This window comes from Myxococcus sp. CA023, assembly GCF_010998615.1.
Lineage (GTDB): Bacteria > Myxococcota > Myxococcia > Myxococcales > Myxococcaceae > Myxococcus.
The window spans coordinates 1-14,136 of sequence record NZ_JAAEAH010000104.1; the positions used below are offsets into that span (position 1 = coordinate 1).

Consider the following 14,136-nt stretch of genomic DNA (forward strand, 5'->3'; position numbering starts at 1 on the left):
ACCCCGGTCCTGTCACCCCCGGCCCGACGGATCCCGAGCCTCCACCGGTTCCTCCCGAGCAGGCGGATGTCCTGCCCACCCCCAAGCGAACGCTCACCGCGCGCAACCTCAACGAGCTGCGGAGCATGATTGCCGCCGCCATCCCGGGTGACCGCATCGAGGTCGCCGACGGCGCCTACACCAATCAGACCCCCATCGAGGTGTCGGTCCGGGGGACGCAACAGGACCCCATCGTCATCACCGCGAAGAACGTGGGCGGAGTGACCATCGGCGGAGCCTCGGGCTTCCACGTGGAAGACGCCGCCCATGTCATCCTGCGGGGCTTCAAGCTGACCCACGCGGTGGAAGAGGGAGACGTCGCGCTGAGAATCGTCGGCTCGACGCACGTTCGCGTCACCCGGAACGAGCTCGCCCTCGAGGACACGACGTCCACCAGCACCTGGATGCGGCTCGAGGGCGCGGGCAGCGCCAACAACCGCATCGACCACAACTCCTTCCACGACAAGACCAGCTCCAATGTCTTCCTCGCCGTCTATGGCGATGCGCCGGACGGAAGCCTGGGCATGTCGCAGAACGACCGCATCGACCACAACCACTTCCACAAGCTGACCCTCGACAGCGAGGGTGGCGAGTGTCTGCGCATCGGCGACAGCAAGCGCGGCCCCATCAGCGCGCACACCCTGGTGGAGGCCAACCTCTTCGAGGAGTGCAACGGTGACCCCGAGGTCATCTCCAACAAGAGCTCGGAGAACGTCTTCCGCGGCAACACCCTGCGCAACAACAAGGGCTCGCTGGTGCTGCGCCACGGCAACAAGAACGTGGTGGATGGCAACTTCATCCTGAAGAACGCGGGGGGCCTGCGCATCTACGGCCACGACCACCTCATCACCAACAACTACATCGAGGGCAGCACCGGCACGGGCGCCCAGAGCACCATCGTCCTCAGCAGCGGCTGCACCGAGGAGGACACGGGCCTGGGCACCGACTGCAGCGTGGCCAATCGGGTGACGGTGGCCTTCAACACCCTGGTGGGCAACCAGCCGACCCACCTGGTCATCGGCTCCTCCGATTCACGCCGGCCCATTCCGGCTCGGGACCTGCGCGTCGAGAACAACCTCCTCGTCGGTGCGCAGGGGACGTTGGTGGACTTCGAGCGGGCTCCCGAAGGCTTCACCGCCACCGGCAACATCCTCTGGGGCGCGGCCTCGCCCGGCGACATGCCCTCCGCGGGCTACGTGAGGGTGGACCCCCTGCTGGTGCGCGCGGCGGATGGCCTCATGCGCCCGTCCGCCTCGAGCCCGGTCATCGGCGCGGCGCGCTCCTCCTCCGGCGGATTGAGCCTCACCACGGACATGGATGGACAGGCGCGCTCCGGCGCGCTGGACGTGGGCGCGGACCAGGCGGCGAGCAGCCCGGCCCCTCGCCGTCCACTCACCGCCACGGACGTCGGACCTCGAGCCCCCTAGGGCGAGCCGGTATTCGCTCGCTCACATGATTCGGGTGTGGTGGTGACCGTGACGGCCTCGTCCGTTTCGGCCGGCCGCCACACCCGGATGCGGTAGCCGCGGCCCGCAGCACAAGCGCGCACCTCCACCGCGTCCTGCTGGGGCTGGACGGAGACATGGGCCGGCGACAGGACATTCAGTCCACTCGTGAAGAGCGTCCCATAGTGGGCCTGGGCGCCCTCGCGAAGGTAGACGAGCACCGTCGACGCCTTGCGCACCTCGTAGTCCTCCGAGTACCAGCCGTCGTACGGCTTCGTGGCTCCACGCACCGTGGAGGCGGACAGCCCCTCCGGCAGGGCCTGGGTGACCTGGAGGACGCGCCTGCCCGTCGCGTCCGTGACGGACGCGGAGACGCCCTGCGTGGAGACGGTGAGGTCCGGCTGGAACTGCCAGCGCTGCTCGAAGCGGTGCGAGCCTTCCGAGGTGAGCTGGTCCAACACGAGGACCACGTCCTTCTCCAGCAGCATGACCGCGCGCCAGTGGCGCACCCCTTCGTAGAGCGCGTGGAAGCCGGACTGGTAGAGCCACTGGCCCCCCTGCGCGGACAGGCTGGGGCTGGCGTGCCCATCCCGCTGGTCCAGCCCATCCACCGTCACCGTGTTGTGGGCGCGGGTGCTGCGGAAGTAGGTCTCCTCCTCTCCCGGCTCCTCGGTGAACATCCCGGAGTCGGTCAGCAGCGTGCGGCCGGCCGAGTAGAGGACCACATTGAGGGCGTCCAGATGGCTGTGGTCCGTGCGGTAGGGCCCCGTGTCGAACACCAGGTGCGTCTGTGCCTGGTAGTCCAGGGAGGTGTCGAACGAGGAGCGCAGCACCGCCACGCCCGAGCTCTGGAAGAAGGCGAGGCGCTCGGTGGGCGCGCTGCCGCACATGCCCGCCGTCAGCATGTGGCCCAGCTCGGGGAAGACCGCGCCCATCCTCGCGAGCAACACCGGTTGGTGCTTGCGCACCAGCAGACGCTGACTCGCCCCGAGCATGGGGATGCGCCCATCGGGCTGCACGACGTAGGCGGCGAAGCGCGCCATCCGCTCCAGCACGGGCAACACCTGCGCGGGCAGCTCCAGACCGTACGTCTGCGCCCACTGCGCGAGCTGATACACCTGGGTGAAGACGTAGAACTGGTAGTAGGCCGAGTTCTCGATGATGAAGCCATCCGAGCCGATGATGTCCGCAAGCAGCCCCTCGTAGCGGGCGAGCGCCAGCTCACGCCACCGGGGCGCGTCCTTGACGTGCGGGAAGTTCTCCGCGATGAGCAGCAGCGCCGCCGCCTCGGCGAACCCGTGGTTGAAGCCGGCCTCGAAGTGCTCCGTGTCCTCCAGGAAGCGCGCATCCTCGAGGATGAGCCACTCGAGCAGCGCCTCGTCCTGCCAGCCGAGGGCGTCCGCGTGCTTGAGCTTCCAGTACGAATTGACGAGCACCATGGCCCGGTAGGCGGTGCCGTGTTTGTCCTGACTGAAGTCGGAGTTCTGCTTGTTGCCGGCGAAGCTCCTGAAGATCTCCACGAGCTTGTCGCGGTAGCGCGGGTCACCCGTCTCGCGGAACGCCCACAGGAGGTGGGCCGTGGGCCGCAACCCGTAGAAGAGGTAGCGCCAGAACTTCTCGCCGTAGGGGTCCTCCGTCCAGGTCAGCGGCATCGGCAGGCGGATGGGGTCGAACCGGGGCACCGCCCAGGTGTCCTTGAGGAGCAGGTCCGCGACCTCCAGGTCGCCCTCGTCCAACCACAGGTAGGCCACCTCCTTTCCGAACGGGTGGCCCTTCACCACGCACGCGCTCCCCCTGCAGCCCTTCTGCTGTACCGGGTTGGCGTCCTCCCCCCCGCAGGCGATGTTCAGCACCTGGGCCGAGTCGAGCTCCTTCGACGGCTCCTTCTCGTGCCCGCAGGGCGTGAGCAGCCCGAGGAGCAAGACACCACCCACGGCTCTCCATCCCAGTCTTCGCGGCATCTCTCATCACTCCGTTGCAAGAAGGCGAACAGTCCGGTCCAGACAGGCGTCGCTGGACCTACTCCACTCGAATGAAGGCGTCCGCGCCGCCAGGGGCCGTGGCACCGCCGCCGAGCCCGACCTGCGGGAACAGCGCGGCACACTCCGGGTCGCCGGCGTTGGAGAAGCATCCGGGGACAGGGTCCGTCAGCCCGTCTCCGGAGTTCTCGAAGTCCGTGTGCGCGAAGAGCGCGGCCACGTCGAAGACGACCCGGTTGCGCCCCGGCTCGAAGCCCGTGAGGAAGATGGTGCCTTGATTCTCCGCGCTGCAGTCGACGCCGACGTCGGGCGTCCCCGTGCAGCCGTCGGCCCGGACGTGGAAGACATAGGCCCTGTTCCCGCCCGAGCGCACGTCGAGCCGGAGGTACCTGTAGCCGTACGTCCAGCTCCACCACATGCTGGGGTCATCGAGCGGTGGGTCCGCCCACTCCACGTTCCGGTGGTTGATTTCGCGCGGCACCCCCAGCGTGAACTCCACGCCGGTGTAGTCGTCGAAGTCGGGCACGATGCCCGTCACCTCGGTGTGGACCTCCGGGCTGCCCGTGTTGCACGTGCCGGTACCGTCCTCGAAGTCGAGCTTGGCGACCGTCTTGCGCTGCCAGCGGCCATCCTGCGCCAGCAACAAGGGGACTCTTCCCCCACCCTTGCGCACCAACGAAACGTCGTGCACATACGCCTTGAAGTCCAGCAACTGGAGGCTCGTGCCGGGGGCACCGACCTTCTCGTAGCTCGCGTCACAGCGCAGGGGCTCGCCGCGCACCTGGGCGGCGAACTGGACCGAGACCTCACGCTCCCCGATGCAAGCAAGCAGGAGCGAGGGCACCACGAGCACGAGGAGCCGGGGTATCCCCACCCACCCCCACGCGGCCGACAGACCGCGTCGTCTGATGGCACCGACGCGCGGTGCGAGCCTCCCGCGCCCCCGCAACCGTTCCCCTCCCGGATACATCCCATCCCCTCCCCCTTGCCCGTATGAACCACGAGGCGCCCCGCGCGCGACGACCACAGCGGGAGCGGGCAGTTGCATGGCGTGCGCCCACCGAGACTGGCCAGGAAAAGGATGCCCGGCGCGACAGCGCAATCGCCCTCCGGAAGAGGACCTGCCGGGTCATCGCGTTTCCATGGGGACGCGCCTTCCCAGGCGGCGTGGGCGGGCTGCCCCGAATGGACATTTCCGCGCCACAGCCTCGCAGGCGCGCTCCATGCGACCGCTCGCTCCCCGGGGCCCAGGCCCCGCGCCCGCGGGCGCTGCGGGCCAGGGCGTGTCCGCCGCTGGCAGGAGGCTGGGGTCCGGGCGCGAGTCCTGCGCCAGTTGCAGGCCGAGGCGAACGAGGACGGGCAATTGGATTGGACGCTGCACTACGTGAACGCCAGCGGGTCCCGTCCGCCTCGGCCCCTCTCCGAACCTCACCCCGGCAGTGCAGGAGTTGAAGCGCATCGGTTGAATCCTTTCACGCGGTCGGGTCGGGGGCCGGCGCGGTGGTGTGCAGGCTGCTCTTGGCTGTTTCCGCCGTTTCCAGCTTCGTGCCCGTGTAGAGCGTGCCATCACTCCGTCTCCGGTCCCCGCCAGGTCGAACCGGACAGGCGGGTTTCCCGCATCCGGCTCACCGCGAAGGCGTCATCTCACCAGGGTTATGGTTCCGCTCGGTGGGAGGCCTGCTTTCAGGACGGCGTAGTACCTCACCCGGTAGTCATCGAAGAGACCCCAGTGCCCATATACGACGTCCTTACTCCACCGCTTCCAACCGAAGCCCCCTCGCTTCGCTCTCTTCGCCGCGAACCGCCTCACCTTGAGTTCGACGTGGTGTTTCACCCTGTCGAGCGCCTGGTACGAGTTGCCCCACCGAAAATAGTTCACCCAGCCGCGCACGATGGCATTCACCTCCGCCACGGCTGACTGCACCGCGAGTGCTCTGCTGTCCCGCAGGACGTAGCGCACGCGGCGCAGGACTTCGGTGACCTTCTTTCGTCGAGGATTCGTATTTGGGTACCACGTCCCCGTCTTCGGGCTCCTCTTCCACCGGAAGTCGAAGCCCAGGAACGCGAAGGAGGCGCCACGGTCGGTCATCGTCACCGTCCGCGTCTTCTCCATATTGAGCGACACGCCGAGTGCCTCCGCCTCTCGGCGGATGCGCTCCATCGCTCGTGCTGCCCACCTCCGCCCCTTCTCGGAGTCGGGGGCGAGCACCACCATGTCGTCCAAGTACCGCGCATAGCTGAGGAAGCCTCGTCCTCGGTCCAGGACATGGTCGAGGTCGTTCAGCGCGATGTTGGCCAGCAACGGAGACAGGGGCGAGCCCTGCGGGATTCCCTTGTCCCCCGTGCTCTTCAGGAACTGATTCACGAGCGCCAATACCTCGCCGTCCTGGACTCTTCGGGCCACCCGCTCCAGCAGCGACGCGTGCCGGATGCTGTCGAAGTATGCCTTCAAGTCCACGTCCACGACGTGGTGCCTGCGCCGTCGCAGCCCCTGCCGCACGGTGTCGATGGCCTCATGCGCCGAGCGCCCCGGCCTCGCCCCAAAGGAGCTGCCCGAGAAATCGGCCTCGAAGATTGGCTCCAATACCAGCCGGAGGGCACCTTGGACGACGCGGTCTCGAATCGATGGAATCGAGATGACACGTACCTTGCCGCCCTCCTTCGGAATCTCTCTTCGTCGGTACGCTCTGGGGCGGTATGTGCCGGTGCGAAGTTCCTCGGCGACTGCGCCGAGAAACCCTGCCCGTCCCTCCTCCTCGATGTGCTCGAAGGTGATGCCGTCTTGCCCGGGAGCCCCACCGTTGCGCTTGGCTTCCAGGTAGGCGGCTTCGAGAACGTCGGGTTTGAGAACGTGGACATACAATCCCCAGAAGCGATGCTTTGGGGCGGATTTCGCCCGATGGCCTATCCTCGCGCGGAGTTCCTGCGGACTGATGGTGGGCTTTGTCATCCCGCTCCCGCCTCGCTCCTCTGCTCGGAGTGCCTCCGGTAGGGGCCCTTCGCTCCACGGGCATTACCCCGCTTCATCGCTACTACGACCCCATCCGCCGGGCTCTCGCCTTCGCCGGGCTTCGCCTCGTCGGCTCGCCGCAGCTACCTTGCTTCCGCAGGTTTTCTCCGCGGGGCGAGGAGCCCTTCCCTGTTTCCACTCATGTCCTTGTGCGCGTGCCGTCGCCCTCTACCCCGCCGGGTGGTGCGGCCCCTGGTCGTTCTGCGGGGACGCCCTGCTGCCTTCGCCGTAGATGTGATGGCTCGGCACCCGGAGGTATCAATTGACGGGGCCTCGACTGGGCATTCACTCGTCGTTACGGCCCGCGCACTCGCTCACCCCGCTGAACGGGGCTTTGTCAGTGGGCTTCACCGCAGGGGTCTCCCCTCTCGGCGCCACCCCAGCTATGCGGCCTTGACCTGTTGCCGCCTCGGGACTTTCACCCTACGGGTCCATGAGTTCCTCCAGGCATCACACATCTACCTTGACGCTCACCGAGAACGTGAGGGCTGGCGCACCCGCGGTGCCCTGTGACAGCCGCAGGGGCGCCAACATGCTGCCGCGGCCCTGCCGGTCCAGGGAGTTGGTGAGCTCCACAGCGATGTCGTTGAGCGTCGAGTTCGCCCACGTCGACGCAATCGTGGTGCCGGACACCACGGGGTTTCCCTCGGACAGTGTGTAGGTGCCCACGGAGTTGCGTGTCGCGCTCGCCGGCAGGGAGACGCTGAGGACGGCACCGAGGAGGATGCCGACGATGAGTCCGGCAGCCGAGGGGAGGTAGCGCATACCCCGAGCGTCGGAGGGGCCGTGGACTATGTGCAGTCCGCCCAGGACACATGTGTGGCGCTGTCGCCCTGTACGCCCTAGCAGAATAGACAGACGATTCTGGCGCAAACTGGCGCAACTTGCGCCAACAGCAGACGCCTGCTGCAACTACACCCGGCCGCGAGACAGAAAAAAGAGGCAGCTTTCTGGGCATCGCTTGCGCAGAGGTGATTCGGAAGGTATCGGTTAGTGCATCGACGCCACGAACGTCTTCCCGCTAAAGCCGCGCGCTTGGCATCCCCGCCGAGTGTCGCGCCGCTCACCCCTCTCGTGTTCGTGGCACGGGAGGGGGAGTGACTTTTCGTCGTCTGTGCAGCGCCTGTCGTCATGCGGTGCTTCAACCCACTCTCACGGAGGTCGCATGTCCAGATGTAAGCCAGCCGTCGCAGTGCCCAGGCCGTTCATGTTCGAGGACACGACGCCTGTCCGCGTTGTGTTCGGAGAGAACGGAGAGCCGTGGTTCGTTGCCACTGATGTGTGTAGCGCCCTGGCCATCTCCAACAGTCGCATGGCGGTCAGTCGCCTCGATAAGGACGAGCGGAATACCGTCAACATTGCTGACGGCAATCGCGTCAACCCCAATGTCACCGTCATCTCCGAAGCCGGCGTGTACCGCCTCGTCTTCACCAGTCGGGTGGACGGAGCAGAGCGCTTCAAGCGGTGGCTTGCCCACGAGGTGCTGCCGACCATTCGGAAGACTGGGGCCTATGGCGTACCAATGGCCGCCATCCGCCAGGCTGTCGCAGAGCGATTCCTGGGAGTCGGCCTGGCGCCCTACGCGAAGCGGTTCCCGACGCCCTTCTACGAGGGCATCTTCCGCCTGCGGGGCTGGCCGTGGCATGGGCCCGGGACTCCGCGGCCGGGCGTCATCGCCTCCTGGACCAACGACCTCGTCTACGAGCGGCTGGCGCCGGAACTCCTGCGGCTCCTCCGCGAGCGCAACCCCATGGACAGGGACACCGGGCGCCGCGCCGCGAAGCACCACCAACTCCTCAGCGAGGACATCGGCCACCCTGCCCTGGCCGGCCACCTGCATTCCGTCCTCTGCATCATGCGGAGCTGCGCCACCTGGGACGACTTCATGATGCAGATGGACCGCATCCACCCGCGCTGGGGCAACAACCTCCTGCTGCCCCTTCCCGTGGCCGAGGACATGCGCCTCCTGCCCGAGCAGTTCTGATCCCACCACGCAGCCCCAGAGGAGAAGGAAACACCCATGATTGTGAACATCCCCATCAAGGTGGAGATGCTGGACGAGGACACTGCGCGGGGCTTCATCGAGCGCGGAACTATCACCGTGCGCCCCTCCGGGAACGCGGAGAAGCCCTTCCGCGCACGCCTCACGGCGAACAAGGAGGGCCCAGAGTTCGACGGGACGACGGAAGTAGCCGCGACTTCCGTGGCATGGGCCTACGGCTTCCAGCACACGGAGGAAACTGAAGCGGAGGCCATGGCGGATGTGCTGACCGAGATGGCCGACGTGCTGCTCGCCTCTCCAGACCGCTCCGACGCTGCCGTCGTGGCCGCGATGCGCCAGGTGTTGTCCGACCACACGGGCATCAGCATCGAGGGCGTCAATGACGACTTCCCTCACCTCCAGCGTGCCCTGGAGTCCGACAGCCAGGTGGAACTTGCGGAGACGGTGCAATGAGCCGCCCGCTCGGAGAACTCCTGACGGAACTCGGCGCCACAGACGCCAAGAGCATCGTGCTCAAGCGCATCCCTGGTGGCGGAAGCGGTCCGACGCTTGAGTTGGCACGCCAACGCGCTCGAGCGCGCGACTCCTCAGACGTGCAGTGGCGAGCGCATGGCGGCGGTAACGTCATCGACCTGGACTGGAACGAGTACGCAGCACTCCTCAACGCAGGCGCACAGCGCGAGGAGTAGGCGACATGGCTGACCCTCCTCAGCGCTGTTGAGGGTCGGTCCTCCTACCCCGCCACTTCGCGCGCCCGGTCACTCCAGCAGGCTCTTCAACTCGTTGGCGATTTCCTCAATCGAGCTCGTAGCCGTATTCAGGGCCAGCTTGTCGGCAAGCAGCGGGGCCTTCGCGAGGAGTTGGTCCTTCGTAATCCGATGCCAAATAGGGAGGACTTTCTTGCCGCTACTAATTTCAATCGCCGTCAGGGCGTCCAACTCGCGGGCAGGCCATTCCTTCGCAAGGAAGCGCTCTGAAACGATGACTACTCCGAGGCGAGAGTTGGCGATTCCCTGATCGATTTTTCGCCGCAGACTGTCGCCAACTTTCAAGGTCATCTCGTCATACCAGACCTTGCACTCAAGCGCCGTGAGCGCTTCGTAGAGGGGACGGGCCACATCGTCCTTGTCCTCGGTGGCGTGGGAGATGAAGAAGTCATACGACTTCGTCTCCTCCGCAGACGCTGCCGTTAGCGCGCGACTGGCAACTTGCAACTCCCGCATTTGCCGCTGGTGCTCGCGCTCTTTCTCAAGTTGCTCGTTGCGCTGGCGCTCCTCCAGCGCCGCCATTTTCTTGCGCTCCTTCTCTCTGGTGGCGTCAAGCGCGACTACGTGTACGTCAATGAGTTGCCCTCGGCTCCCCACGTCCTCGCCCAGCTGCCCGCCTGGTTCGACGACTACAACCGCTGCCACCCTCATCGCGGATTGAAGATGATGTCACCCCGCGAGTTCCGTACTGTCAATTTCCAAGCTTGAGCTGTCCGATTTGACGGGGGCAACTCCAGCGCCGTGGCCCCCTCACTGGGGCGCGAGCGCGGCTTCGGAAAGGTGCTCCGGGCTCAATACCTCTCGGGTATGAAGTTCTTCCCCGCGAGCGAAGCCTCGTCGTCATAGGCGCCCCGCTTGGAGCGGCGGGGCAGCTTCACCTCGGGACGCTTCACCCTCTTGTGAGGAATCTTCTCCAGCAGGAAGCGGATGCAGTTGAGCCGCGCCTTCTTCTTGTTGTCGGAGCGCAAGATGAACCAGGGCGCATCCGTCGCGGCCAACATCATGTCACGCGCCTGAGAGTAATCGTACCAGCGAGTCCACGGGTACATCTGGGTCTTCTCCCGGTCCGAGGGGACCGGCAGGGCCACCACTCGGAACACCCGGGGGCTCACCCGCTCCGTGATGGCGCGAATCGTACCGCCCTTGCCCGCCGCGTCCCTCCCTTCGAAGACCACGACGACGCGCACCCCCTCCTGCTTGACCCAATCCTGAAGCATGCAGAGCTGGGCCTGGAGCCTGCGAATCTCCTTTTCATAGGCCTTGCGCTTCATGGGTTCCGTATGGGTGTCTGGTTGCCATGACCTCGTGCCCCGGTAGGAGAAGAGGGGGGGCTTCACTCCACGGGGGGGCCATGCCCGGGCACTGGCCCGGCGTCAGCTTCCCGGCGGTCTCGTGGATCTCCGCGCGCAGTCGCTCTCCATCCGAGGGGTCCACGGCTTTGTAGGCGATGGTGACGCCCTGGGGAGTGTCCTCCACGCGGGCGTAGGTCGGCACGCTCGGAGCCCCCGCAGAACCCGGGAGCCCGCTACCGCCCATGGCCTCGTAGTCGATGCCGGGAGGCTGCTCGAGGCCGCGGCGCCCCGATACGCCGTGCTCCGCCTGCCGCTGCATCATGTTGCGGCCACGCTGCCGGAGGTTCGCCACCTGGTCCTCCTCGAAGGTGGTGAAGACGAGGGCCACGCCGTCGGGCGTGTCCTCCGCCCGCGCCTGAGCGCCGGGGACCGTCATGCAATGCGGCCTCACGTGCCCGCCCCTCCCTCGCGTTGGAGCGGGCGCTCCACCCCACCCCTTTCAAGGAGTCGGGAGCATGTCACCTTGCGCGAGAGGGCAAGAGCCCTGGGGAGAGGGCTCTTGCGGACCGGCCTGTCACGGTGAGCGGTCAATCTCCTCGGTGATGCCCACGTCCGTCACGGAACATGCGCCGCCGCTGCTCTCCACGAGGAGAAAGGACTCCGCCGGGAAGATGTTGACGCCGTGCAGGTACGAGCACTCAATGAGGGCGTTCATGTCCCGGCTGCTGCTGTAGGTGAAGACGCGGGCGGGCGCGCTGAAGTCACCGTCACCGCCCGGCGAGGTCGCCACCGCCGTGTTGGGCTTGAAGTCCCAGGACTTCACCGTCACCTGCCAGTGGTCGCCTGGGATGCAGCAGTCCGCCACCTTGACGTCGAGCTGCTTCGTGCCCGGGCAGCTCACGGCGTAGCGCTGGATCTGGCCGGGACGCGACAGAAGGCAGGAGAGTTGAATCTGCTGCCCGCCATCGGACCGCTGGGTGATTTGGGGCTGGCGCTGGCCCGTGGAGCGGTAGTTGAGCTCGCCCGCGCGCGGCGCCGCCTCCGCGGGCTCGCCGGCGGCTGGCGGCTCCGCGGATGCGAGCGGCGAGACGCCGAGCGCGGCGCAATACAGGACGAGAGAAGCGAGCCTCCGGAGCTTCATGAAGGAAGCGGTCATGACGTATCTTTCTGTTGGCGCGAGAGAAGGACCTGCGCTCCAGGTAGCGCCCCGCCTGAGAGCAGCAGGGAAATAGGCATACGGAGCCGGGCCGGGCAGTGTTTCCGAGGGGCATGCATGCGTTCATGTCGTGAAAGCCAGCGTCTCCTCACGCCTGCGACTCTCCCGCGGCCTCCTTCAGGGGCTGGCACGGAAGCACCACCGTGAACCTCGAGCCCAGGCCCGGCGTGCTGTCCACGCGCACCGTGCCGCCCATGGCCTCCGTGAGGCTCCGAACGATGTAGAGGCCGAGCCCGAATCCGCCGTAGTGCCGGGTGGGCACCGCGCGCTCGAACCGCTCGAAGATGTGGAGCAGGCGCTCGGACGGGATTCCGATGCCGTGGTCCTCCACCACGAGCTCGGCCGTCCCCTCCCCGCGTGAGAGCGAAATCTCGATGGGCCTGCCCTCGCCGAACTTGAGGGCATTGCCGAGGAGGTTCGCCACCACCTGGTCCAGCCTGCTCCGGTCCCACATCCCCTCGACGGGCCCTTCGGCGCGCACGTCCACCCGCGACCCGGTTCGGGCGGCGGTCTCGATGAACCGCTCCACGACCTCGCCCACGACGGCCAGGAGGTCCACGCGCTCCAGGTGGAGCTCGAGCCGCCCGGCGTGCAGCCGCGAGACATCCAGCACGTCGTCCACCAGGCGCATGAGGCGCTGCACCTGCTTCTCGGCCGACTCGAGGGCCTGCATGAGCCGCTCCGCGGAGGGGCGCGCGTTTCGTCTCCGCAGCACCGACTGAAGCACGATGTTCATGGAGGTGATGGGCGTCTTCAGCTCGTGCGCCGCGACACCGAGGAACTCCTCACGGACGCGGATGCCCTCCTGGGCCTCCTGGTAGAGGTGGGCATTGTCGATGGCCATGGCCGCCCGGTGGGCCAGTTCCTCCATGAGCGCCAGGTCCGATGGCCCGAAGGGGCGCTTCGGGTCCGTGCGGCCCATGGAGATGGCCCCCAGCGTCCGTCCGCGCGCCATGAGCGGCACGGCCATGCCGCTCCGGGTCCCCAGCTCGCGGATGAGCCGGGCATTCTCGGCGTCGAGGCTGTAGTCGTGCATATCGGGCTCCGAGAGCTCGGAGCGCAGGAAGGGCTTGCCGGACCATGGCGCGGATGGCCGGCTGGAGCGAGCCCCAGTGGGGCGGATAGCGCTCCTCCAGCTCGCGCAGGACCCTCTGCTTCGCGGGGTCGGAGTGAAACCCGGCCACCCGGCGAATCCTGCCGTCCGCTTCGGCCACATCGACGATGCACCAGTCGGCGAACGTTGGCGCGACGAGGCGAGCCAGGCGCTGGAGCGTGGTCGGATAGTCGAGCGACTCGGCGAGCAGCGCGCTCGCGTCGGACAGGAAGCGCACGGCCTTCTCCGCGCGCATGCGCTCCCTCAAGCAGGTGCGCAGGAGGCGAGCGTGGGGCTTGAGGCGGCGGCCAGCACGGAGCCGATGAAGGAGAAGACGCCGCGAGTGGACTGGGCCGAGTTGCTCAGCAGGACGTTCGACGTCGACGTGTTCGCCTGCATGAGGTGTGGAGGCAGGCGGCGAGTGCTGGCGTACGTGAAGGGGGCGGAAGGGGTGCGAGCGATTCTGGAGCACCTGGGCCTTGGCCAGGCGATTGAGTACGTGCGCAAAGTTTCATCAGCGCGCGCCTGGGCGAGCTCATCGAAGAGACGTGAGGCCCGGCGGTACACCACCGAGTAGCCATCCCGACACGCCTTCTGCCCCAGGGCGCATGCGAGGAAGGATTTGCCGACGCCCGTGGGCCCGGTGAGGAGGACATTCTGCTTGTCCGCCGGCCACGCTGTCCTCTACGTGAGCGCCCACGACATGCTCACGCAGTTGCGCGCCTCACGCGCCGACAACAGCTACGAGCGACGCCTCCTGCGCTTCACCACTCCAGCCCTGCTCATCATCGACGACCTCGGACTGCGGCCCCTCACGGGTGAGGAGGGCATCGACCTGTACGAGATTGTCCGCCGTCGCTACGAGCGCGCGGCCACTTGCATCACCTCCAATCGCGCCCTGGAGGAGTGGCCGCCGCTGTTTGGTGACGCACTGCTGGCCAGCGCCGCCATGGACCGGCTGCTGCACCACGCCCATGTCCTCACCATCGAGGGTGACAGCTACCGCAACCCACCGCTCGCCAAGCGCACCCGCACACCGCGCGCGGCCCAGGTCGAGACCATCGCACGCTGACACCTGGCGGAGCCCCTGCCGGACCGGTTTGGCCGAACCCGTGCGGCCCACGCCGTCGCGATTCCTGGGCGCTTCACGTCCGGACCTGATTGGCCGAACCGAACAGCGACCTGATTGGCCGAGCCTTGACACCTGATGGGAGCGCGGCCTGGGCAGGCGTGTACCCCAAGGGGTTCAATCGGTCTGTCCACCGGCCGGGAGCATCGCTCGGGAGGCCCCGT

General features: G+C 67.1%; 15 protein-coding genes and 2 pseudogenes. 7 read left to right on the top strand and 10 right to left on the bottom strand.

Annotated elements, in window-relative coordinates; all coding sequences use genetic code 11:
• Positions 1–1,466: polysaccharide lyase 6 family protein (locus F8M74_RS33215; protein ID WP_194860194.1), on the top strand; the 1,466-nt coding region annotated here is incomplete at its 5' end.
• Here F8M74_RS33215 and F8M74_RS33220 read toward each other — a convergent pair.
• The 4 genes from F8M74_RS33220 to F8M74_RS33235 form a co-directional block, all read right to left on the bottom strand.
• On the bottom strand, positions 1,463–3,418 hold the full coding sequence (locus F8M74_RS33220) for an alginate lyase family protein (RefSeq protein WP_162295158.1): 1,956 nt from the start codon (positions 3,416–3,418) through the stop codon (positions 1,463–1,465). The two genes, F8M74_RS33215 and F8M74_RS33220, sit on opposite strands and share 4 nt — an antisense overlap.
• 85 nt (positions 3,419–3,503) lie before the next feature.
• Positions 3,504–4,316: an MbnP family copper-binding protein gene (locus F8M74_RS33225; protein WP_162295157.1), complete on the bottom strand. Its 813-nt coding sequence runs from the start codon at positions 4,314–4,316 to the stop codon at positions 3,504–3,506.
• 786 nt (positions 4,317–5,102) lie between these two features.
• Positions 5,103–6,413, bottom strand: a complete 1,311-nt coding sequence (gene ltrA / locus F8M74_RS33230) for a group II intron reverse transcriptase/maturase (protein ID WP_228560724.1) — start codon at positions 6,411–6,413, stop codon at positions 5,103–5,105.
• Positions 6,414–6,923: 510 nt separating this feature from the next.
• Positions 6,924–7,238 (bottom strand): hypothetical protein, encoded by a 315-nt coding sequence (locus F8M74_RS33235; protein ID WP_194857027.1) that lies wholly within the window; start codon positions 7,236–7,238, stop codon positions 6,924–6,926.
• 442 nt (positions 7,239–7,680) lie between these two features.
• On the opposite strand from F8M74_RS33235, the gene F8M74_RS33240 reads away from it, so the two are divergent.
• Genes F8M74_RS33240 through F8M74_RS33250 form a run of 3 tightly spaced genes read left to right on the top strand, consistent with a single transcriptional unit; the run spans position 7,681 to position 9,164 of the window.
• Entirely contained in the window at positions 7,681–8,457 is a 777-nt protein-coding gene (locus F8M74_RS33240; RefSeq protein ID WP_205610115.1) for a P63C domain-containing protein, read from the top strand.
• 36 nt (positions 8,458–8,493) lie between these two features.
• A complete protein-coding gene (locus tag F8M74_RS33245) occupies positions 8,494–8,928 on the top strand; it encodes a hypothetical protein (protein ID WP_141258795.1) in 435 nt (144 codons plus the stop codon).
• Complete coding sequence (locus F8M74_RS33250) at positions 8,925–9,164, top strand: hypothetical protein (protein WP_141258794.1); 240 nt, start codon at positions 8,925–8,927, stop codon at positions 9,162–9,164. The genes F8M74_RS33245 and F8M74_RS33250 overlap by 4 nt, the downstream gene beginning before the upstream one ends.
• Positions 9,165–9,233: 69 nt before the next feature.
• Here the strand turns inward: F8M74_RS33250 and F8M74_RS33255 are convergent, their stop codons facing one another.
• Entirely contained in the window at positions 9,234–9,764 is a 531-nt protein-coding gene (locus F8M74_RS33255) for a toll/interleukin-1 receptor domain-containing protein (protein WP_141258793.1), read from the bottom strand.
• Positions 9,765–9,794: 30 nt separating this feature from the next.
• On the opposite strand from F8M74_RS33255, the pseudogene F8M74_RS33260 reads away from it, so the two are divergent.
• A pseudogene (locus F8M74_RS33260) lies at positions 9,795–9,950 on the top strand (integrase core domain-containing protein); the annotation flags it as partial.
• Between the two features lie 83 nt (positions 9,951–10,033).
• On the opposite strand, the gene F8M74_RS33265 reads toward F8M74_RS33260, so the two are convergent.
• The 4 genes from F8M74_RS33265 to F8M74_RS33280 all read right to left on the bottom strand — a co-directional run bounded on the left by F8M74_RS33265 (position 10,034) and on the right by F8M74_RS33280 (position 12,966).
• Complete coding sequence (locus F8M74_RS33265) at positions 10,034–10,513, bottom strand: polyphosphate kinase (RefSeq protein WP_141258791.1); 480 nt, start codon at positions 10,511–10,513, stop codon at positions 10,034–10,036.
• Positions 10,494–10,970: a hypothetical protein gene (locus F8M74_RS33270; protein WP_228560726.1), complete on the bottom strand. Its 477-nt coding sequence runs from the start codon at positions 10,968–10,970 to the stop codon at positions 10,494–10,496. The genes F8M74_RS33265 and F8M74_RS33270 overlap by 20 nt, the downstream gene beginning before the upstream one ends.
• 138 nt (positions 10,971–11,108) lie before the next feature.
• A complete protein-coding gene (locus tag F8M74_RS33275) occupies positions 11,109–11,690 on the bottom strand; it encodes a hypothetical protein (protein ID WP_141258790.1) in 582 nt (193 codons plus the stop codon).
• Positions 11,691–11,838: 148 nt separating this feature from the next.
• The gene (locus F8M74_RS33280; protein ID WP_141258789.1) at positions 11,839–12,966 is read right to left on the bottom strand and encodes a GAF domain-containing sensor histidine kinase; all 1,128 of its coding nucleotides are present in this window, start codon (positions 12,964–12,966) and stop codon (positions 11,839–11,841) included.
• 166 nt (positions 12,967–13,132) lie between these two features.
• Here F8M74_RS33280 and F8M74_RS38265 point away from each other — a divergent pair, with 166 nt between their 5' ends.
• Positions 13,133–13,420 (top strand): hypothetical protein, encoded by a 288-nt coding sequence (locus F8M74_RS38265; protein WP_228560728.1) that lies wholly within the window; start codon positions 13,133–13,135, stop codon positions 13,418–13,420.
• Here F8M74_RS38265 and F8M74_RS38270 read toward each other — a convergent pair.
• Positions 13,375–13,500: pseudogene (locus F8M74_RS38270) on the bottom strand (ATP-binding protein); the annotation flags it as partial. The gene F8M74_RS38265 and the pseudogene F8M74_RS38270 sit on opposite strands and share 46 nt — an antisense overlap.
• A gap of 4 nt (positions 13,501–13,504) precedes the next feature.
• On the opposite strand from F8M74_RS38270, the gene F8M74_RS33290 reads away from it, so the two are divergent.
• Positions 13,505–13,915 (top strand): ATP-binding protein, encoded by a 411-nt coding sequence (locus F8M74_RS33290; protein ID WP_228560730.1) that lies wholly within the window; start codon positions 13,505–13,507, stop codon positions 13,913–13,915.
• Positions 13,916–14,136: the final 221 nt, after the last annotated feature.